Source organism: Microcoleus sp. AT8-A3 (assembly GCF_036705675.1).
Lineage (GTDB): Bacteria > Cyanobacteriota > Cyanobacteriia > Cyanobacteriales > Microcoleaceae > Microcoleus.
On sequence record NZ_JAUBVD010000003.1, the window covers coordinates 77,990 to 99,205 of the forward strand.

Annotated in this window: 12 protein-coding genes and 3 pseudogenes; 2 read left to right on the forward strand and 13 right to left on the reverse strand. The window is 46.5% G+C overall.

The genetic code is table 11. From position 1 onward, the window contains the following. Positions 1–19: 19 nt before the first annotated feature. The 9 genes and pseudogenes from nrdJ to QUB51_RS03005 form a co-directional block, all read right to left on the reverse strand. Positions 20–1,264, reverse strand: a complete 1,245-nt coding sequence (nrdJ, locus tag QUB51_RS02970) for a ribonucleoside-triphosphate reductase, adenosylcobalamin-dependent (RefSeq protein WP_333053677.1) — start codon at positions 1,262–1,264, stop codon at positions 20–22. Positions 1,265–1,472: 208 nt separating this feature from the next. Beyond that, positions 1,473–1,760: a hypothetical protein gene (locus QUB51_RS02975; protein ID WP_333053679.1), complete on the reverse strand. Its 288-nt coding sequence runs from the start codon at positions 1,758–1,760 to the stop codon at positions 1,473–1,475. A 422-nt stretch (positions 1,761–2,182) separates the two neighbouring features. After that, positions 2,183–4,345, reverse strand: a complete 2,163-nt coding sequence (locus QUB51_RS02980; protein WP_333231790.1) for a DUF4394 domain-containing protein — start codon at positions 4,343–4,345, stop codon at positions 2,183–2,185. A gap of 822 nt (positions 4,346–5,167) precedes the next feature. Next, on the reverse strand, positions 5,168–6,862 hold the full coding sequence (locus QUB51_RS02985; protein WP_333053681.1) for a hypothetical protein: 1,695 nt from the start codon (positions 6,860–6,862) through the stop codon (positions 5,168–5,170). A 193-nt stretch (positions 6,863–7,055) separates the two neighbouring features. Then, a complete protein-coding gene (locus QUB51_RS02990; RefSeq protein ID WP_333053682.1) occupies positions 7,056–8,009 on the reverse strand; it encodes an ABC transporter ATP-binding protein in 954 nt (317 codons plus the stop codon). A gap of 668 nt (positions 8,010–8,677) precedes the next feature. Beyond that, positions 8,678–9,757: pseudogene (locus QUB51_RS30355) on the reverse strand (DUF6745 domain-containing protein). Continuing rightward, positions 9,737–10,699: pseudogene (locus QUB51_RS30360) on the reverse strand (leucine-rich repeat domain-containing protein); the annotation flags it as partial. The pseudogenes QUB51_RS30355 and QUB51_RS30360, both read right to left, overlap by 21 nt. Before the next feature lie 96 nt (positions 10,700–10,795). Beyond that, on the reverse strand, positions 10,796–11,836 hold the full coding sequence (locus tag QUB51_RS03000) for an ABC transporter permease (protein ID WP_333259200.1): 1,041 nt from the start codon (positions 11,834–11,836) through the stop codon (positions 10,796–10,798). Between the two features lie 232 nt (positions 11,837–12,068). Further along, positions 12,069–12,581 (reverse strand): adenine phosphoribosyltransferase, encoded by a 513-nt coding sequence (locus QUB51_RS03005; protein ID WP_333040475.1) that lies wholly within the window; start codon positions 12,579–12,581, stop codon positions 12,069–12,071. A gap of 237 nt (positions 12,582–12,818) precedes the next feature. Between QUB51_RS03005 and QUB51_RS03010 the strand changes: the two genes are divergently transcribed. After that, the gene (locus tag QUB51_RS03010) at positions 12,819–13,985 is read left to right on the forward strand and encodes a pyridoxal phosphate-dependent aminotransferase (RefSeq protein WP_333259196.1); all 1,167 of its coding nucleotides are present in this window, start codon (positions 12,819–12,821) and stop codon (positions 13,983–13,985) included. Positions 13,986–14,108: 123 nt separating this feature from the next. Here the strand turns inward: QUB51_RS03010 and QUB51_RS03015 are convergent, their stop codons facing one another. Beyond that, complete coding sequence (locus tag QUB51_RS03015; protein ID WP_333053793.1) at positions 14,109–14,882, reverse strand: RNA polymerase sigma factor SigF; 774 nt, start codon at positions 14,880–14,882, stop codon at positions 14,109–14,111. Between the two features lie 462 nt (positions 14,883–15,344). Next, a complete protein-coding gene (locus QUB51_RS03020) occupies positions 15,345–16,187 on the reverse strand; it encodes a photosystem II manganese-stabilizing polypeptide (RefSeq protein WP_333053687.1) in 843 nt (280 codons plus the stop codon). Between the two features lie 401 nt (positions 16,188–16,588). Here QUB51_RS03020 and QUB51_RS03025 point away from each other — a divergent pair, with 401 nt between their 5' ends. Beyond that, a complete protein-coding gene (locus QUB51_RS03025; RefSeq protein ID WP_333053688.1) occupies positions 16,589–16,951 on the forward strand; it encodes a hypothetical protein in 363 nt (120 codons plus the stop codon). 67 nt (positions 16,952–17,018) lie between these two features. Here QUB51_RS03025 and QUB51_RS03030 read toward each other — a convergent pair whose 3' ends face one another. After that, positions 17,019–18,689 carry a calcium-binding protein gene (locus tag QUB51_RS03030; RefSeq protein WP_333053689.1) on the reverse strand — a complete coding sequence of 557 codons (1,671 nt, stop codon included), beginning with the start codon at positions 18,687–18,689 and terminating at the stop codon, positions 17,019–17,021. A gap of 355 nt (positions 18,690–19,044) precedes the next feature. Beyond that, positions 19,045–20,841: pseudogene (locus QUB51_RS03035) on the reverse strand (GAF domain-containing sensor histidine kinase); the annotation flags it as partial. Positions 20,842–21,216 lie beyond the last annotated feature (375 nt).

Genomic DNA, 21,216 nt, shown 5'->3' on the forward strand with positions numbered 1-21,216 from the left:
TTTTTAACGTGAGGCAAAATTACTTACCACACGGGTTTAAGCCCAAACGAACTGACCGGTGTTCTAATTCTTCCGCAGTCATGTCAGGATAGCGTTCCTGGAACCACTGTTTAGCTTTTCCTTCGTCGTAAGCTTTCAAAAACTCAAGTTTAAGACTCGGTGTTGAAAGTAAATCAACGTTAGCTCTAGCTACAGCTTCACCAGCCCATTGAATTGCACCTTCACCAGAATAATACTGTTGGCGAACGGCATCAATACACTCTTCCCGCGTCGGTTTATGATGAAAAACGCGAGAGTGATTTGCCATTCTCAAAGCATCTCGATCGGGGTCGATTTTCCAGTTGCCATTTTCATCTTGCTGCCACAAATTATTTTTAGCATTTGCGCCCAGTTCATCACTCGAATCAAATTGACGAATCCCCGCGCTGCGCCTAATGTTGCCGGCGACGATCGTGACCGCCGCTTCATCAATCAACACGCAGCATTCAACTGAATTTAACTGCCGCCCTAAAGCTTTATTCAAAATTGCCGCGCAGCGCTGATAAAGGTCGGGCAATTTCACCGGATTTGCTACTCCGCCAAAACCTTTTAAAGGTTCTCCCACCGGGCGAACATCGCTCAAATCGATGAAAACTTGAACTTCTCCTGCAAATCTTTCATCTGTGGATAATTCCAGCAAACTTTGATAGGATTGTACCCAACCTTGGCGAGAATCTCCGACATAAATAGTTGCGGTTTTTTCTGCTATTTTTACTTCTGTTTCTTGACGGCGCGACTGGGCGGGTGTAGAGCCGATTTCGCCTTGCATGGTTAGGGTTAAACGGTTGCGAATCGGCGGCAGTTGGTTGATATATTGTGGTTCCAAGACTGCGCCGGTGCCGCAGCCCATCATTGCCAAATCCATTAACAAACCAAAGGAACGCCAGTCGAGAATATTTGTTGAGGAGCAATTATATGCGCCGGAAAAATTCTCTGGTTGCTCGATCCATTTGCTGCCACCTACCCACAGCCAGCGGCCTGAAGCGAGGGTTTTGAGCTGGTTTTGCATTCGGTGCAGCAGTTGTGTTTCTTCGGGGGTGAGGTTTCCCAGCTTTTGCAGCCCCTTGACTGTTCGATCGCACACTTCGGCCCAAGTCTCCCTTCCCGTCTCGGTACGGCGGCTGTAAGTCCTAAAAAATACGGGATTGGCGGCGGGTGCTGTTTCGGGGAAATCGGACAGGTTGCGTTTCTCGTTGGCACTCGATCGCTCTAATTCTCTAACCATAGGTTGTGTACTGACGTGTCGGAATAAATCAACAGACTACGAATATACAACAGGATTCAGATTTAGGGTAAAAGGTTAATATATTTGACAATTTGCACTAGATATGGGGCACAGAACTGTACAAACTCGATCGGGCGATCGGCTCAAAACTTGACAAAAAAACCCGATTTCTTCCAGAAACCGGGTGAAGCGCAAATCTTGTCAATTGTCAATTATTTGTCAATAAAAACTCAATATTCGGTAACAGCGGGTCTTGAACAACCCCCACGCCGTTAAAGCCCCAACGTTCGAGTAGCTTTTTTACCTGAGAACCGGAAATCGATTCTACTCCGAATCGATCGGCAACATCAGCAGCGTGGGCATTGAGATAGCTCAAAGCGTCATAGTCTTCGCGAAACATCAGCAGGTAACTCACTGCCGCATCTGGATTGGGATTCGCGGACAGATATTTGCCGTCACTGCGGGAACGTAGCAAGTAAAAAACTTGAGATAACATTTTATGTTGTGTCCGATCGATTAGTGTTGCTATGGGCGGGGGCGGGTTGATGAATTTGTTGGTTTTGAGGGAGAGAATACTGGTGAACCCGCCCCTACAAGATATGGCATTATATTATAATGGATCGACCCGACTTGATATTATTATCAAATTAACGATGAATTTATTTGATAGCGGATTGCGTGCGTGTGAGGTACATTCTCGATACCTTCCAACTTTCCTGAAGAAAAAAGGCTGTTCCATTCTCCCGAAACCCGCCAGGGAATGAATTCCCTGGCTAATAGCAAAAGTCGGTTAAAAACCGACTCAAATTCTAATTTTTAGTTGCTAATTTTTAGTCCTCTTTAGAGGACTTTCGCTATGAGACAGGGGTTTCAACCCCTGTCGGACTGTTGGACTGCGGGACTGTCGGACTGCACCATTTAAATCAAAGTTAGTGCTAAGCCTTTAATCCCTTGCCCGTCACCAATTTGACCGACAATCGAAGCTTGACCAGTCGTCAAATTGATATTGTATAGACTGGAAACTCCGCCAACATCGATCGCAGCCAAAGCCGTCTCGTTACCGTCAACACTCCTGATATCAAAGCCGAGAACAGTACCAGCATCAATTCCCAAAGATCCGATCGTATTCAACACCCCATTATTCGGCGGATCTTGCCGCACCAAAATGTCTAAATTGGTGTCAATTGCAAACAGTGTCGTCGAAGCTGCCCCTGCAAAGTTATTCACATACGCAGCCGCCGCCGCCGCGCCGGGATTGCCAAAATTGCGATCGCCCGCAGCATAAGCCAAATTCCCGTCGAGTTGAACTCCCCCCGTCAGCGTGTCAACATCGACAATTGCCCCCGTATCCGGGTTGAGGCGGGCGTTTTGACCGGCTTGATTGACAAAGCGAATTCGATCGACTGTCGGATTGAAATCAAAACCCGCAGCCCCCGGAGTTAGGGGAACAGCAAACTGCCCGCTACCGACGGCACTGGCTTGCCCAGTAACTGGATTAATCGCGTACAAGCGATTGCTAGAACCCACACCGTATAGCACACCGTTAGCGGGGCGAAAATCAATTCCCAGCAAACTTTCTCCGGGCTGCAACCCTGTAACTGACACGTCACTGAGAATCGCCCGCGGTGCCGCTTCGTTAAAACCGACAATTGTTTCAGCGCCATTTCTGACAGTTAAGGCGTAAGCTGTAGGCAAAGGCAAAGCCAAACCGTTAATCTGTCTTCCGTCGGCAATTTGACCGACAAAGGAAGCTTGACCGCTGCTTAAATTGATATTGTACAAGCCGGAAATGCCACCGACTTCCAGCGCCGCCACAGCCACCTCGCGGCCGCCAATACTCCTGATATCAAAGCCGAGAACGCTATTCGCATCAACTCCCAAAGATCCGATCGTATTCAACCCTCCATTATTCGGCGGATCTTGTCGCACCAAAACATCCAAATCGCTGTCAATTACAAACAGGGTTGTCGAAGTTCCCCCGGCAAAGTTATTCACATACGCAGCCCCTGCTGCCGCCGGATTTGACCCAAAATTGCGATCGCCCGCAACATAAGCCAAATTCCCGTCGAGTTGAATTCCCCCCGCCACCGTGTCAAAATCCACAAGTGCCCCGTTATCCGGGTTGAGGCGGGCGTTTTGATCGCCTTCATTGACAAAGCGAATTCGATCGACTGTCGGATTGAAATCAAAACCTGCAGCCCCCGGAGTTAAAGGAACAGCAAACTGCCCGTTACCGACTGGACTTGCTTCCCCAGTCATCGGATTGATAGTATACAAGCGATTGCTAGAACCCACACCGTAAAGCACACCATTAGCCGGCCGATAATCAATTCCCAGCAAACTTTCTCCCGCTGGCAATCCAGTTACGGGCAAATCTGTGAGGACACTTCCGGGATTGGAAAGACTAAAACCGACAATCCGATTAGCAGGAGTTAAAGCATAAGCCGTTGTCCGCGCTGGAGGCGGGGGATTGGGAACAACGCTGCTAATATTATTAGTGAAACTTGCCTGGTTAATCGCACTTTGTCTCACTCCTTGGAGAGTAGCGAGAAATTCTCCTGTTACCCGGTCTTGAATAACAGTATTGTTTCCAGCTTCCAAAATATTTAAGTCGCTAAAACTGAGACCTTCCCCCAAACCGATTAAATCTGTACCGGGTGTAAAATCGGCGATCGCGTCCGCATTTGCCAAACTAACACCGCCACTGGTACGGAAAGGGTCAGCCTCAGCGTAGCGCCTCAAAACAAATAGGTCTGCCCCGTCTCCGCCTATCAGGATATCAGTATCTCGATCGCCCGACAAAACATCATTGCCGGAGTTGCCCGATATGGAATCGCTGCCTTTTCCGCCCACTAAAAAATCGTTACCTTCGCCGCCGTTAATAATGTCGTTATCTAAATCTCCAAAAAGCGAATCTTGACCAGAATTGCCATCAATTAAATCGCTTTGCTTACCTCCAAAAATACTGTCATTACCAGAGTTTCCGGCAATGGTGTCAGTGCCCATCAAACCAAAAATCAGGTCATCTTCTGGAGTTCCTGCTAGCAAGTCTGCTTGGGCGGTGCCTCTAATTTCTGCCATGCTCTAATCACCCTCTAAATTTGATACTTTTGTTGCCTAACGGCGGTGGTATTCTCAGTCAAAATATCACAAATTCGCACTTTTAGGATAGTTTTTCTTATTTTCGGCTGTAGGGGGGGGCTTGCCATACAAGTATTACAGGCAGCTAAAATGATATATAAACCCGCCCCCGGATTCAAATAAACCCAGTCCTAAAGACAGATCGCTTAGCCGTATTTTATAGTTGGGTGTGTAGCTGGCGGGGGAGCGCGGCTCAACTCCAAACAGGCAAGCTGAAATTTTTAGCGGTGCGAACCTATGAAATTTTGTACTGCGTTCATTAGTAATATACGCTGACTCTATAATTTTGGATCTGTAAGCTGTGGAGCATTTAAACGACTAACGAACCAGGTAAGGTGCGCCATTCGCGAACACTTACGCTTACAAGGGAAACGCTTATGTACGCTGGGCACCCTACAATCGTCCTTTAAATGTCGAACAGCTTACAGTCAGATTTTTTTTTCAACTTTAATCTTAAAGCCTGCGAAGGTGAGCTTTGTATGTAGCGGCGACCGCTATCGCTTAATATAAAGTCGAGTATAAATGCGGAATTGGCATAATAAGGAATGAGAATTAAATAACTTCCACTCTTGAAAGTGGGATGGGCGTCCCGCCCGTCATGAGTGGACGGGCGGGACGCCCATCCCACAATAACAATTAAAATTGTAAGTTATTTAATTCGCGCTCCTAAGTTAGTTGAACAGTCGTCTGAAGACGACTTAAGGTTTCAGGCAGGGGTTTAAATCCCGGCCTGAATCGGAGTTTCAAGTTTCCCCTGCTTTTTCAAGCTTTCAGCAGTGCTTTAGAAGCTGATTCCCCTGCGAGTCTCAGTTGCGATCGCAATTTGAGATTCAACAACAGCAACACAGTCCACTGACTGAGTATCGAAATCAAAATCGTAGTTCCAGATCCTATGTCAGGCGAAAAAGACCAAAAAATCGGAAAGGTTGAAGATAGCCAGAAGACAGGATTTTTTTCTGGAGTGAGCAAGAGCATAGATAAAATCACAGGTGGTAACAAGATAGCACCGCTGATAGTACCTACGGCCCAAATTTCCTGATTGCGGGTTTTGAGAAATAGGAATAGTTGGGTGATGGTTGCGTAGATGAGGATCAGATTGATACCGAGAATTACATTCCAAAATATGCTTGTGTGAGACTTTTCAAACTCGCCCCGATCTATTAAAATTAGTCCGCTGAGTAAAATGAAGGATGAGCTGAGAAGATTAATCGCGATCGCAACTACAGCCGGACTTTTTTCGCTCCAAACCAAATCGAGTAGTGGGTAACGTCGCCACAACTTGTGACCGCTGGGAACAATTTGTTGCCGATACCTTGCCCAATCATACAAAGATTGTCTCTCAGATGTTAAAGATGCTATTACAATTAAGAACATCACCAAATTCAATGTTAGCAAAGGAAAAGTTTTACCGTAGGCTAGGGGGTCAGATTGGAGTGCAAAGCCTAAGATAATGGGCTGACAGCAGATAACAGCAAAATAACTTTGTCGCTTGCTCAAAACTGTAGTAGTGGGATTGGGAAAACGGCGCTGCCATCCCTGCCACATCCAATAGGTTCCGATACTACAAATTGACAGAGACAAAATAATGCCACTTACAATATTTTTACCGATGGGCAAGTAAAACCATTGTAACTGGTGTATGTCTGCACCTAATGAATTAAATTCATAGTTATCCATTCTTCCAACAATTAGATATCTTAGGATGCCAATGGCAGATACAAATGTTCCTAAATCCCCAGCAGTTACTGTTAACTTCATGGTAGAGATTACAAACACAAACAAAGCGATACCGCTAGCCAACCAAGGTTGAAATCCTCCCAACCAACTGGTTGTCAATCCAAATAGCATCGCAGTGCTGTAGAATAAACTACAACTGGCTGCAATCGCCATGTAGAAGCATAAAATTTCATTCAAAGGTATTTGAGCAGCTAATCCACTGTATAGATGTAGTGGTATCGCCAGAATTGCTGCTAGATACACTAAAATAGGGACACCGAGAATTTTGCCAATAAAAATGGTGTTGGCAGATTGGGGACTGAGGCGAATAAAGTTGAGCGTACCCAGGCGTTCCTCCTTGTCTAAGTCACTGACGAGCATATAAGTCCCTGCTACTAATAGGACTAACACGCTAAATATACTCAGCCAAATAAATATTTCTACCCACCACTTGGGCCAATCAATTACTATATTACCCAAGGCATCTGTGAGACATTGTGTTCCTTGTTTTGTGTTAGTAGTCGTCTTTAAAACACAAAATCTGTTATAAATCGGTTCAGTACGATCGACATTACGAAGGGCAACGGGTAACTGGGCGCTGTAATACATGAACAGCAGCAGTTGAGGCCCTAACGAGAAAGCAGATGCGATCGCCATATTGCCAATATTCAAGCGGCCTTTGATTTCTCGAAATAACTGGGGATTCCAGTTGCCGACTTTGTCCAGTAAGTTGAGTGTCATGGTTGATTAGTTATTGGTAATTGGTAATTCTCTCTCTTCTCTTCCTCTGTGTCCTCTGCGCTCTCTGCGGTTAAATAATTCCGGTCCAACCGTAAAGAATATAACTCAGTTATAACTCACTGTTGAATTATTTTCAATAACGGGAAAGATGCCCGTTCCACAAAGAATTAATTTGATTATGGAAACGACTAAATTAAGATGCTTGCTGGTGTCCCATCTTGAGGAAGATGGTTTCTAAGTCTTCTTGAGTGCAGTGGAATTCGGTTAGGGGAATGTTGGCGGCGACGAGTTCGCGTAATAAATTGGCTGCATCTTCCGGGCTTCCTGAAAAATCAACGCACACCTGTTGAGTTTCCGGGATTATTGCCCAATTTTCTATCCAAGGAAAGTTTTTTAACTCGGATATTAGCGCTTCTAATTTATTTCCTAAAACCGACATCAAAATTTGCTGGCGGCTGAGGCGTTTGTAAAGTTCTTGTAAAGGTGCGCTTTCGACCAGATATCCGAGTTCCATGATACCAACCCAGGTACAAAGTTCGGCTAAGTCGCTGAGGACGTGAGATGATATGACTACAGTCATGCCCACTTGTTGCAAAAGTTTGATAATTTCGCGGAACTGCATTCGGGCGATCGGATCTAAGCCAGAAACCGGTTCGTCTAACAACAACAATAGCGGTTCGTGGATAATAGTTCTCCCCAAACTCAGGCGCTGTTTCATTCCCCGCGAAAGGGTGGAAATTAAGCTGTTGCGCTTGTTGGTTAGTTGCACGAGTTCTAACACGGAGTTGATTCGCTCTCGGCGGCGCGGTTGCTGGAGGTTGTAGAGTCGGGCAAAATAGTCTAAATAATCCCAAACAGTCAAGTCGTCGTAGAGGGGAAAGTCATCGGGAAGAAAGCCGATGCGCTGTTTGAGAATCGGGTGCGATCGATCGCGCAATAACCTATCTCCGTTGATGTAAATTTCCCCTGTAGTCGGTTCCTGGGCCGCCGCCAACATCCGCAGCAAAGTAGTTTTCCCGGCACCGTTGGGGCCGATCAGTCCGCATACTTCGCCTGCTGCTACTTGCAAATCGATGTCATTGACGGCTATATGGCGATCGAATTGTTTCGTCAGCCCGCGAGTTTCTATTGCTAGTGGTTTTGCCATGTTTGGAGGGTGAATGAAATTTTATCTGTGCATTCCTGGGAATAATAGGAGTTATATCGAGTCCGATTGACTTGAGGGGATTATTCGTGGGGGAGGGCGGGTTTATTTAACCTGTCTGCAAACGTTTAAGCCTACTGGCGAACCCGCCCCTACAGCTAATGGAGAATGCTGCAATATCTCAGATAGATCCGATCCGTTATTACAAACGCCATGTCTTGTAGGGGCAGGTTCACCGACAATAATTGCCGAAAACCGACAATCTCATAAACCTGCCCCCCTCGACGACAAATCGCTAATCTACCGCACAGGATATTACGCATCAACACCAAAGAAACCGGGTTTTTGTCGCTTTTGGGTGCTATAATACCAATTTAATGTGAAGTTGCACATATCTCGATCCCCCTAAATCCCCCTTAAGAAGGGGGACTTTGATCGGAATCTTGTCCCCCCCTTATTAAGGGGGGCTAGGGGGGATCGGATTCTATGCAACCTGATAAAAAATTGGTATAACACGTCTTCTCAGAAAAAACCCGGTTTCTGGCCACCCGTGCGTAAATCCCGATCGAAATAGATGTCTACAGCTAGCCTAGCTCGTTCTTCCAGGAATTGTCATCTCGTTTCTGAAATTAAAACAAGGACATTCTCGATCGCTGAAATCCTTGCTAATATCAAGTTTGCACGGAAAATTCCTCTGGATCGATATCCCAATTTACCCAGCGAATTGCCTCCCTCGCTGATGTCAGGTTAGGTGGAACTCTCAAAGCGTGAATGAATCCCGTACTCGGACAAGTCATTTTTAACAAACAAATCGGCTCGACATCGGCGTTATCTATTTGTAATAGTGCATATTCCTGCCAACTATCTATTTGTTTTGCTTGCAACTCTTGACAAATGCGATCGTAACCAATTCCTTGAATTAACACTCGCCGAAGTTCGGCATTCTCTTCTGCTAAAAGCCATTGCGATTGCCATTTATTTGGGTGGACTTTGCCGTATTCTTAAGGCAATCTGACGCCGTGATAATAGTAAAAATTCCATCCATCCGCAAACTCGATCGCAGGTTCTGCTTCCGCGTGCAAGCGGTTTTGACTGTCAAAGCGAAGGTGGCGGGGGCGATCGCACACCGCGCAAATCTTTTCAAAGGGAAATATCCAACCGCAATGCTCGAAAAGCAGCTTTTGGCAGCGAAGTATTTCTTGTGCCTTTTGGGAAAGATTGACGCCTAATGAAGATATATACAATTGGGTCAAATAGATTTCTTTAAACAAAGTCGTGGGGGTTTCACGGAATGACAGGTGGAACCAAAGACCGGGAAAAACATTCCCGCTCCTTTGTTCCGATCGCGCATAGCTGTGAACCAATTCGTTCATTAGCGAACTCAGTGTACTGTCTGCTTCGGACTCCATCGTCATGCTATCGAGCTCATACTTCCACACCGCCGGACTTGCAAATTCTCCCCCAGGGGACATCCATTTCCGGTCTAGATTTTTCCCCAATCTATTTCTGTATTCGTCTGAGCAGTTTTGTGAATGGTCGCGTTTGAGCAAGTTGAAGATTTGGGGATAAGCGTCGCGGGGACTGCTGCAAATAATAACTTCGGGTTCTTCTAGGCCAATAGCGGCATAGGCAACTTTGATGGCTTCTGTGGCTTTTTGACCATCAATTGGTCTAGTCGAGAGAGTAAGACGTTTCTGTGCGAGTTCGCCTAACACGCACAGAGCGGTAATTTGATTGTTGTAGAGATTCAGTTCTGTCAGATTGGTGAGCGAGCGCAAGGCGCTGATATCGGTAATTGGATTGTAGTCCAGATGCAGTGTTGTCAGATTGGTGAGCGAGCCGAGGAAGCTGATGTCGGTAATTTGATTGGTGCCCAGATACAGTGTTGTCAGATTGGTGAGCGAGCCGAGGAAGCTGATGTCGGTAATTTGATTGCCGCACAGATTCAGTGTTGTCAGATTGGTGAGCGAGCCGAGGAAGCTGAAGTCGGTAATTTTATTGTTGTAGAGATCCAGTGTTGTCAGATTGGTGAGCGAGCCGAGGAAGCTGATGTCGGTAATTCGATTCAAGCTGAGATTCAGTGTTGTCAGATTGGTGAGCGAGCCGAGGAAGCTGATGTCGGTAATTCGATTGTTGAAGAGATCCAGTGTTGTCAGATTGGTGAGCGAGCGCAAGGCGCTGATATCGGTAATTGGATTGGTGCCCAGATTCAGTGTTGTCAGATTGGTGAGCGAGCGCAAGGCGCTGATATCGGTAATTCGATTGCAGTTGAGATACAGTGTTGTCAGATTGGTGAGCGAGCCGAGGAAGCTGATGTCGGTAATTTGATTGTAGTCCAGATACAGTGTTGTCAGATTGGTGAGCGAGCCGAGAAAGCTGAAGTCGGTAATTTGATTGTTGTAGAGATTCAGTTCTGTCAGATTGGTGAGCGAGCCGAGGAAGCTGATGAAGCTGATATCGGTAATTTGATTGCTGCCCAGATCCAGTTCTGTCATGCTTGAAAGTATCTGCTCCGCTCCTTGTGGGTCATCAGTGCCAGCCTTTTTTAACAACACTTTAACTGTGTGCCTTGCCGATTCTGAAAGACTGTCAATATGCCTGCACCAGTCGGCAAAGCTGCTAAAACTAATTGGCTCCTTTGGTTGTTTTTCTGACATAAAACACTCCGAGATGGGTAATGGGGGATGGGGCATGGGGCATGGATAATCGGAATACTGTTGACTGTTGACTGTTGACTGTTGACTATTACAAATCGCCCTTGCGTACCTTCTGTTACTCAATTAAGTCTTCTATTTCAAATCTTCCAGCTTAATCCGAGGATCGACAGCTTTGAGCAGCAAATCTGCCAACAAATTCCCCACAATCAACATGGTTGCACCCATCATCAAACTTGCCATTACTAAATACAAATCTTGATTGTTCACCGCCTCCAAAGTCAGCTTTCCCAAACCAGGCCAATTAAAGAAAAATTCCGCAATAAACGCACCGCTCAACAAACTAGCAAACTCAAAACCCAATAGCGTAATCAACGGATTAACAGCATTCCGCAAAGCGTGAACGTAAATTACTCGATCGTCCGGCAAACCTTTAGCCCGTGCTGTTCGGATGTAATCTTGACGCAGCACGTCCAACAATTGCCCGCGCATCAATCTTTGCAAACCCGCAAAACCAGTAAGGCTGAGGGCGACTGTTGGCAAAATTAAGTGCCAGCCGTAATCGAGGATTTGACCCCACCAAGGTAAGTCTGCGTGGTCAATACTCGTCATTCCTCCGACGGGAAACAGAGGCGAAGTATTTTGTGCGAAAAATAGCAGCAACAAAGCTGTAATAAAGCTCGGAAATCCCTGTCCGGTGTAGCTGACTACTTGCAAAACTCGATCGACTGTGCGGTTTTGATTGACGGCGGCGACTATTCCCAAGGGAATCGCGATCGCCCAAGTTACAATCAAAGATGCGATCGCCATTAATAACGTCGCCGGTACCCGTTCCCACAGCAGCGAAGCTACGGATCGCTGATACACAAAACTCGTGCCAAAATTCCCCCGCGTCACAATTTGTTGCAGCCACAGCCAATACTGCACAATAGCTGGTTTATCTAAGCCGAACTGCTGTTCGAGTTGCTTGAGTGTCTCCGGCGAAATCTTGGGATTTTGGCTCAATGTATCCAAGTAATTTCCCGGTGCTAGCTCAATAATTGCAAAACAAAGCATCGATGCCAAAAATAGGGTTAAAAGTGCCTGCAACAGTCGCTTGAAAATATAAGTAAATGTCTCGCTGCTAAACAGAGAACTCAACCCTCGCCAATTTTGATTCAATTTAAGAGAAGTCATAGGATTTTAGATTTTAGATTTTAGATTTTAGATTTGAAGAATTGTGAATGATATTAATGCCGGTTGCATCGGAATGATTTAACCACAGAGAACGCAGAGAACGCAGAGAAAGAGAAGAGAGAAATAAATAATTGCGATGCAAAGGTCAAGGATATTATTTGTCAGGAGTTTTTATTCAACTGTCAGCAGTCAACTGTCAACTGTCAACTGTCAACTGCCAACAGTTAACTAACTAATATTCCACTAGCGTGACGATCGGCACATCGGGCAATTTCTGCCTGCCGCCCAAGGCCTGCAATTCAATGATAAAAGCAAAACCGACAAGCTCGCAGCCAGCTTGCTCTAACAATTTAGCCGTCGCTGCTGCTGTTCCGCCAGTGGCGATTAAATCGTCCACAATCAGCACCCGGCTGCCGGATGTCATGGCATCTCGGTGCATCTCCAGTCGATCGACACCGTACTCCAATTCGTACTCAGCAAAATGAACCGCACCTGGCAGTTTCCCCGGCTTGCGGACAGGAATAAAGCCTATTCCCATTTTATAAGCCAACGGCGCGCCAAAGATGAAGCCCCGCGATTCCATGCCCACCACATAGTCAACAGACATTGCAGAGCATTTTTCCGCTAAGCTGTCAATGGTGTAGCTCAGCCCTTGCGGGTCGCGCAGCAAAGTTGTAATGTCTCGAAACAGAATTCCCGGCTTGGGGAAATCAGGAATGTCGCGAATCAGAGATTTGAGATCCATAAGCTTGCAGATCGGCGTTGAGGGTAACGAGGCATCAAAAATGCTACAATAATAACGTCAAAATTGAAAAATTAAAAAATAAAAATTAAAACTAAGAGCTTTTTTAATTTTTATTCTTTAATTGCTTAATCCTTTACGTACTATGTAAACAAATGTCATAATTCCCTAACAACAGGGTTGAATATCACGATTTGTCGCCCTATGATCTAAAGTCAAAAATCTAATATCTAAAATCCAATGATTAAGTTGGCAGCACGAGTGGGTGAGGTTACTCCTTCTATAACCTTGGCGATCGCCGCTAAGGCTAAAGCCATGAAGGCCGAAGGGATTGATGTCTGTAGTTTGAGTACGGGAGAACCCGACTTTGATACCCCCGAACACATTAAAGCAGCGGCAAAACAAGCTTTAGACGCGGGGAAGACTAAGTACGGCCCTGTGGCTGGGGAACCGCAGTTAAAAGCTGCGATCGCGCGCAAACTCCAATCCGACAACAATCTCAACTATCAACCGGAAAATATCATTGTCACCAACGGCGGCAAGCATTCCCTCTACAATCTGATGATGGCTCTGATCGAGCCGGGAGAGGAAGTAATTATTCCGGCTCCCTACTGGCTAAGCTACCCAGAAATGGTCAAACTCGCTAGCGGCAAGCCAGTAATTGTACGGACTGATGCTTCTACAGGATATAAAATTACACCGGAACAACTGAGTCGAGCGATTACTCCCAAAACCAAGTTATTTGTACTGAATTCGCCTTCTAATCCGACGGGAATGGTGTATACTCCGGCGGAAATCAAAGCATTGGCCGAGGTGATAGTCGATCGAGATATTTTAGTCGTTGCTGACGAGATTTACGAAAAAATTATATATGACGACGCCCAGCACGTCAGCATCGGTTCCCTGGGCAAAGAAATCTTCGATCGCACCCTGATCAGCAGCGGTTTTGCTAAAGCTTACTCGATGACAGGCTGGCGAATCGGTTATTTGGCCGGGCCGATCGAATTAATCAAAGCCACCAACACCATTCAAGGTCACAGTACCTCAAATGTCTGTACCTTTGCACAGTACGGTGCGATCGCAGCTTTGGAAAGCAGTCAAGAGTCTGTCGAAACAATGCGTCTAGCTTTTGCCGAAAGGCGTCAGGTAATATTTGAATTACTCGATGCTGTCCCTGGAATTAGCTGTATTAAACCAGACGGTGCTTTCTATATGTTTGTCAACATCAGCAAGACTGGAATGAATTCTTTGGAATTTTGCGACGCTTTCTTAGAACAGCAGCAAGTAGCAGTTATTCCGGGGATTGCTTTTGGCGCAGATGACCACATTCGCTTGTCTTACGCTACCGATTTAGGCACCATTAAAAAAGCCGTAGAAAGGCTCGATAAATTTGTCCGCAGCATCTAAAAATTAGTCTGTTGACTGTTAACGGTTAACTGTTAACTGTTAACGGTTGACTGTTAACTGTTAACTGTTCACAACTGACAACCAACAACTGACAACTGACAACCAACAACTGACTAATAATAACTAAAGCTGTTTAGTCATAATCTCTTTGAGCAAATCCAGCCCCTTCTTAACTCGCCGAGAAACTGTCACCGCACTGATACCCAAGCGTTCAGCCGTTTCCTTCTGAGTCAAATCGTAGAGAAAAACAAACTCCAATATCTCGCGAGTCCGTTGTTCCAACATAGCCAAAGCTTGCTGTACGCGAATTTGATCCTCTTGCGCCAACTGAAAACTCCGATACTTGCTATCGGGTACCAATTCTCCCAGACAAGTCGCCCCCTCGTCTTCATCTTGCATCGGCGCGTCCAAACTCAGAGGCGATCTGTTGAGATGGGCCAACTTAATTTCTTGCCATTCTTGTACAGAAACCTCAAGGGCTGCTGCTACTTCAGCATCCGTAGGTTTCCGGTTTAACTGCACCTGCAACTCCTTGATCGCTGCTACTGATTTGCGTTCCAGGGACTGCCAGTGGCGGGGAAAGCGCACCGAAGGGCTTTTGTCGCGCAAGTAGTGTTGAATTTCGCCCCGTATGTAGGGAATTGCAAAGGAACTAAAAGCGTGTCCCTTGGCGATATCAAACCGCTCGATCGCCCTGATCAACCCAATACATCCGACTTGCAGCAAATCGTCGTAGCTTTCACCGCACTGGTTGAGCCAGTGGTAAACTTCTTTTCTGACCAGTCCAACATTCAGTTTAACTAACTGATTGCGGATTTCATTCGATCCAGAAAGTTGGTACTCGCGCAACAATTGCAAATTTTCGCTTTTTAGCTCGTTCGGCACTGTGGTAGACATGGTGACATAAGGGTTGGTAGAGCAGAGGACTGAAGTTGCTTTAGATATAGTTTCCAATCTAGTCTAAAAAAATTCACTTTTAGGTAGTGTAATCCTAGCACTTAATCGGTGTGATAGCGGACACACCCGTTTAACTTTCCGAAGGTGCAGGGATTTAGCTGAATTATCCGAAGGTTTTCCGCATAAGGCAGAACTTTATCAGGTAGAAGACTTTCGAGACAAGCCAGAATTAAACCGGGATTTTGCCCAAGTATATTATAATCTGAAAGCGGTTTTAATACAATACTTTAATTAATTAAAAATTCCAACTTAATAAGTTGCGAATGACCACAGTTTAACCATAAATTTAGTCATTAGTCAACAGTCCTAAGTTATATTGCTCGAGACTGTTGGCTAATGAAGAGGGAGCAGGAGCTTTACGGCCAGAAACTGCTCAAATTCGATCGATCCTGAAAGCCAATTTTATGACACAGAAGGCTCAATGCGAGCGTAAAACAAACCCCGAATTTTCACGTCCAGAGCCGGTCTAGCTCCCAAATCAGTATCAGAAGGCTGCGTGCTCTCAAAAATCCCGCCAACTTCGCCTGTGGCGCTGTTGACTTTAGCAACTTGGAGAGAAATTTTGCCGGCCTTGGTGCGAGTGTCAGCAACCTTAACATTAGCCCGCACCCGTTTGGAATTGTCACTAGCCGGAAGCGCTACAGCATTGTCGTAGCCAGTCGATACCCCGCGGGCTTTAGGGTCTAAAAAGCCTGCGCTGCGGTAAGAAGGAACGTTAAACTCCCCTCTCAAATCGGTGGAAGTATTGATAGCAACCACTCCGGGTTCGGAACTTGCCACTAGCTGTTTAATGGTAAACAAGAAAGGTACTTGCTCTCCGCCCGGTAATTGAATCGTAATAGCTTGAAAATCCAAGCCGTCTTCTTCTGTGAAAGTCAGAGTTCCATCAGTACCGACCTTGAGCGTACCTTGAACTTGGTCAATGCTCGACGTGAACCGGGTCAGCAATTTACCAGGCACAAATTCCGCTTCTTGGCGTTTGTTTGCTGGTTCTTCCTTCACAAAATAAGTTGTGGGCTGCAAACACAAACCAGTCAGTTTATAGGTGGCGCCCGCTTCGATGGGGATCGATCCCCGAGAAGTTTCTGCCAAGCTAGGGCAGTTATTAGCCAAGCCAGTACCTCTAATCTGGTCGTAGGTGAGCAACTCAGTAGTTGCCACCGTCGTGTCAGAAGCAGAAGAACAAGCAACCAGCGCACTCATGCAAAAAGCTAAAAGTGCAACAATTAAAGCACGATATTTCATTGCAAACCTCAATATCCAACATCGGATTATATTAAGAAAAAGCCCTAGTTCGAGCAAAATATAATTGCCCGCCGGCAGGCTAGGCCAGCGCTTAGGGTAGCATTTAGATCCTGATCCCTCGCTTCACCGAGACCGGCATTGACTCAAAAAATCAAGCTAGTGCGTCGTGAAAATAAGCATGAACTTATGATTTCTCAATCATGTTCGGATCGCAGCCCAATACACATGGTACGACGGGTTGTGCTCTTTTCCTGACTTGGACTGCAAATTAATATTGCTTAAGTCAACCTACTTAAGTTACTTTGCTTATGACCCCGAATGGCGATCGCGACTAGCTCGATTAGTCGGTTGACCAAAAGGCTGGGGACAAAGGCCTTGTAGATTTCAAAGGAAGCAGCAGTATGGACAACGGCAAAGATTTAGAGTCAGAAAAGTTGCAGTCTCAAATGCAATCGCTGACAGAGGCGATTCGGACTTTAGGCGAAAGTTGTCAGGGAGACAGTCTGCTGCTTTTGGCCCTGCTGCGGAGGCTGGAAGCTTCGCACCGGGAAATTCGGGACGGTTTGTTTCAAGCGTCTTTTCCCGACAACCGCCAAGCACTTTACAAACTGCTCAGGAATATTGAAGCCAATGGCGGCTGGCCTTACATCCACCGCATGAAACTTCGATCGCTCTTGGAGTATAGCCAACAATTATCTCCCCTAGAAGATTCTCCAGCCGAGTCGCCAGAAGACTCGGCCGAAACTCCCCAGGACGTTAAATAGTTTTGAGTTATGAGTTTAGTGAGTTTTACATTAACTCATAACTCATCACTAAACTGCGCGATCGCACCTACAACCCGAAAGGTGGAGGGACAGGTGTAGGAAAAGGTATCAGGTTCGGCACCGTCGGGAATATCGGCGTCTGGCCCGGCATTGGCAATAGTCCGGGAGTCGGAGTCGGGGCCAGAGAACTCATTGACACCAGAGGCGAATCATCAGGCGGGCTAACTGTCGGTGCAGTAGGAATCCTCGCAGCAGTTGGCGTCGGAGTCGGAGTCGGTGCTGCTGTGGGAGTCGGAGTCGGTGCTGCTGTGGGAGTCGGAGTCGGCGCAGCAGTTGGCGTCGGAGTCGGCGCTGCTGTGGGAGTCGGAGTCGGTGCTTCCGTGGGAGTCGGAGTCGGTGCTTCCGTGAGAGTAGGCGTCGCTTCGTCCGTGGGAGTTGGAGTCGGTGCTTCCGTGGGAGTTGGAGTCGGTGCTTCCGTGGGAGTTGGAGACGGAGTTGGAAGTGATTCTGTAGTTGAAGTTTGAGGTTGAGTTGGATCTGTAATTGTGCTTGTAACTGTAGTTGTAGTTGTAGTGGTAATGGTGGTTGGCCTGGGAGTAGCCGTCCCAGTCACAGCGATAAAATCATTCGCTTCGATTAGCGCCGCCGGAGTGTCGATCAAAATTGCTAAAAGCTTGCCGTCGAGCGTCGTAATTACTGTATCCCTGACATTTGCACCGTTGCCTTGGGTAACTAGCAGTTGAGCGAAAGATAAATTGCTCGGCAGTCCAAAGAAATCCTCTGTGTCATTGTAATCAGTAATTAAAGCCAGACTGCCAGGCCCGGCTCCCAATCCAAAGACATCGCTGCCGCTGCCGCCAGTCAGAGTATCCGAACCCTCGCCTCCGATTAAAGAATCATTACCCTCTGCTCCAAATAAATTGTCATTGCCGAAACCGCCCAAAATTGTATCGTCGCCGATACCTCCAGCCAAGGAGTCATCGCCAAAACCGCCGTCGATACCATCATTACCTTTGCCACCAAACAAAAAGTCATTGCCTTCATCTCCCAGTACCGAGTCGTCGGCTTCATCGCCGCGAAGGGTATCGGAACCGGTGCCGCCAAAAACTGTATCGTCAGCCTTGCCGCCGAATATCTGGTCATTACCAGCATCTCCGAAAAGCGAATCGTTGTCAGCATTGCCGTACAAAGTGTCGTCGCCGTCGCCGCCGGTCAAATAATCGTTGCCCTCAGCGCCCAACATTTGATCTCTACCACTGCCGCCGTTGAGAGAATCGTTCCCCGCATTCCCGTAGAGAAAGTCGTCATCAGCATTGCCGAACACGGAATCGTCGCCGTCATTCCCTGTGAGGGTGTCGTTACCAGTACCGCCGGCAATTACATCAAAGCCTCCGTTGCCAAAAACTAAGTCGTCCCCGGCGTCTCCCAACACGCTGTCTATCCCGTCGTTGCCTTCGAGGATGTCGTTGCCCAAACCACCGCGAATTGAGTCGTCGCCGTTTCCGCCGGAAGCAAAATCGCGGCCTTGGTTGCCAATAAGTTCGTCATTTCCTTCACCGCCAATCAGCGAATCTGCTCCGTCACCTCCCAGAAGCTGGTCGTTGCCGCCGTCGCCCTCTAGGGTGTCATCTCCTCCCGCACCCAGGGCCGTGTCATCGCCATCTAAGCCGCGAATTCGATCGCTCAGCGGAGTTCCTAGAATAAAGTCGTTGCTGTCTGTGCCGATCAGGTTTGCCATACGGGATACACCGCTCCTAAATCAAATAAATTGTTTGAAATTATATTAATCACCTTCGTGACAAGGGATTGCTGCTTGCCTACGTTAGCATAGTTGAGATTGTGGGGATCAGGCGAAGGGGCGCGGGAAGTTTTGTCCCTGTTCGGAGTTGCGATCGGGGCTGGTATAAGGCCCGATTAGTCATTAGTCATTAGTCATCAGTCATTAGTCATTAGTCATTAGTCATTAGTCATTAGTCAACGGTTAACCGTCAACAGTCAACAGTCAACCGTCATCAGTTAACAGTCAACACTCCTCAGTCATCAGTCAACCGTCAACCGTCAACCGTCATCAGTTAACAGTCAACAGTCAACTTTTATTCGGTAACAGGTAACACTATCTCAAATTGAGTTCCCTCTCCCTGATGGGAATTCACCTCAATTGTTCCGCCGTGGGTTTCGACTACAATCTGGCGGGCGATCGCCAATCCTAACCCAGTGCCTTTTCCTACTGCCTTCGTTGTGAACAGATGGTCAAAAATCCGCTGTTTCACTGCTTCGGTCATGCCCGCCCCGTTATCGGCAATCTGAATTTTGATGTGTCGATCGCCCGACTGACTGGTACGAACTGTGATACAGTGGGGATAGGCTTTCAGAGCCTCGAAACTACCTCCTTGGCTTGATTCTTCTAGAGCATCGATCGCGTTAGCAAGCAGGTTCATAAAGACTTGGTTCAGTTGACCGGGAAAGCATTCGATTTGAGGGAGATTGCCGTAGTCTGTGACGACTTCGATCGCAGGATGGTGTTCGTTGGCTTTCAGCCGGTGTTTCAAAATTAAGATAGTGCTGTCAATGCCCTCATGGATATTAAACGGAACTTTGTAGTCTTTATCGGCTCTGGAGAAGGTGCGGAGGCTGGTGCTAATGCCGCGAATGCGATCGCACCCGACTTTCATCGACAACAGCATTTTTGGCAAATCTTCTAAGGCATACTCTAAATCAATATCCTCAGCATCTTCTTCAATTTCCTCGCCGGGATCTGGCAGTTTTTCTTGATATAATTTTAAGTGGCCAATCAGATATTTGATCGTGGTGGTTGCTTCCTCAATATTGCCACTAATAAAGCCGACAGGATTATTTATTTCGTGGGCTATTCCTGTGACTAGATTGCCCAATGTGGACATTTTTTCGCTTTGCACGATCTGTAACTGTGCTTGCTGCAAATCAAAGAGCGATCGCTCTAATTCTTGTGCATAAGCTTGAGATTGTTGGTACAAGCGAGCATTTTCTATAGAGATAGCCGCTTGGGCGCACAAAAGTTGGATGAGATCAGTGCGATCTTCTGTAAATGCACCAATTGTCAAGTTATTTTCTAGATATAGCAACCCGATTAATTTACCCTGATTTAAAATTGGCACGCACAGCACACTTTTGGGCTTTTTCTGCATCAAATACGGATCGGCAATAAAATCGTTTTGTACTGCAGCATTATCCAAAACCACAGTTTTCCAAGTCCGCTTAACATAGTTGACCACAGCAGCGGGAACCTCGTCGCTGGCTGACAGCGGTACAGATATTGAGATGACATCTTGATGGAAGGAGGCTACAGCTTCGATCGCGAGATTCCCATCCTTAAGCAACAGGAGAACTGCTTTTTTTGCTCCGGCATTTTCCATCACCACAGACATCAGTCCAGCTAGCAATTTTTCTAATTTAATTTCACTCGATAGAGTTTGGGAGGCTTTGAGAATAGCCGCGAAATCGAGGGTTTCGTAAATACTGTCGCACCTCGATAAAATTCGTGGGAATGTTTGAGGTAAGATTGACGATTTATTGATTGGGTGGAGGCGAGTTTCGCTGATTGCCAAACGGTTTTCTATTGCGTGCAATAGGGGAGCAAGAAGTTGGGGATAGCGTTTTTCTAAGTCATCGATTTTGGCTTTTGCACCCCAGCGATCGTAACAGTAATAAGCCTCTTGCATATAGGCTTGGGCCACTTTTTCTTTGCCCCAGTCGAGGTAGAATTTAGCTGCTAGTTCGTTAGCGAGGGCTTCTTCTTGGATGTATTTGTTTTCTTTCGCTCCAGAAATAGCGCGATCGTACATTTCAATAGCTTCTGCCCTCTGTCTGGCAACTCGGTATTTCTCTGCTTCTACCAACTGCCACTTATGCAATTGACACTCCCCGACCTAAAAGTGCGAGGATTCTTAATTCAGCGACTAACCTTTAAGTGTTGCGTCATGAAAGGCAATATTCAGACCTTTTAACCGTAGAAAACTACCAATTAACGAGCCTGATTCGCAGCCACCCCAGCGGGTCTATCTCCAAAAGCGTACTAGGATATTTACCTAGAGTTTGGGTATGCCCTACCCTACTTAACAATCCTAAAAGAATAGTTTGTTTTAACTGGTTTAAGGTTTAATTCAACCTCTAGCTGTTTAAAGAGTTTTCGCTGCTCTGCGTCCCCCGGTTTATACCTAAAAGTGTGTCTTAACTGTTTTACGATGGTAAAGGAATTAAACCTTGACTTTTATAGTATATCACAAATA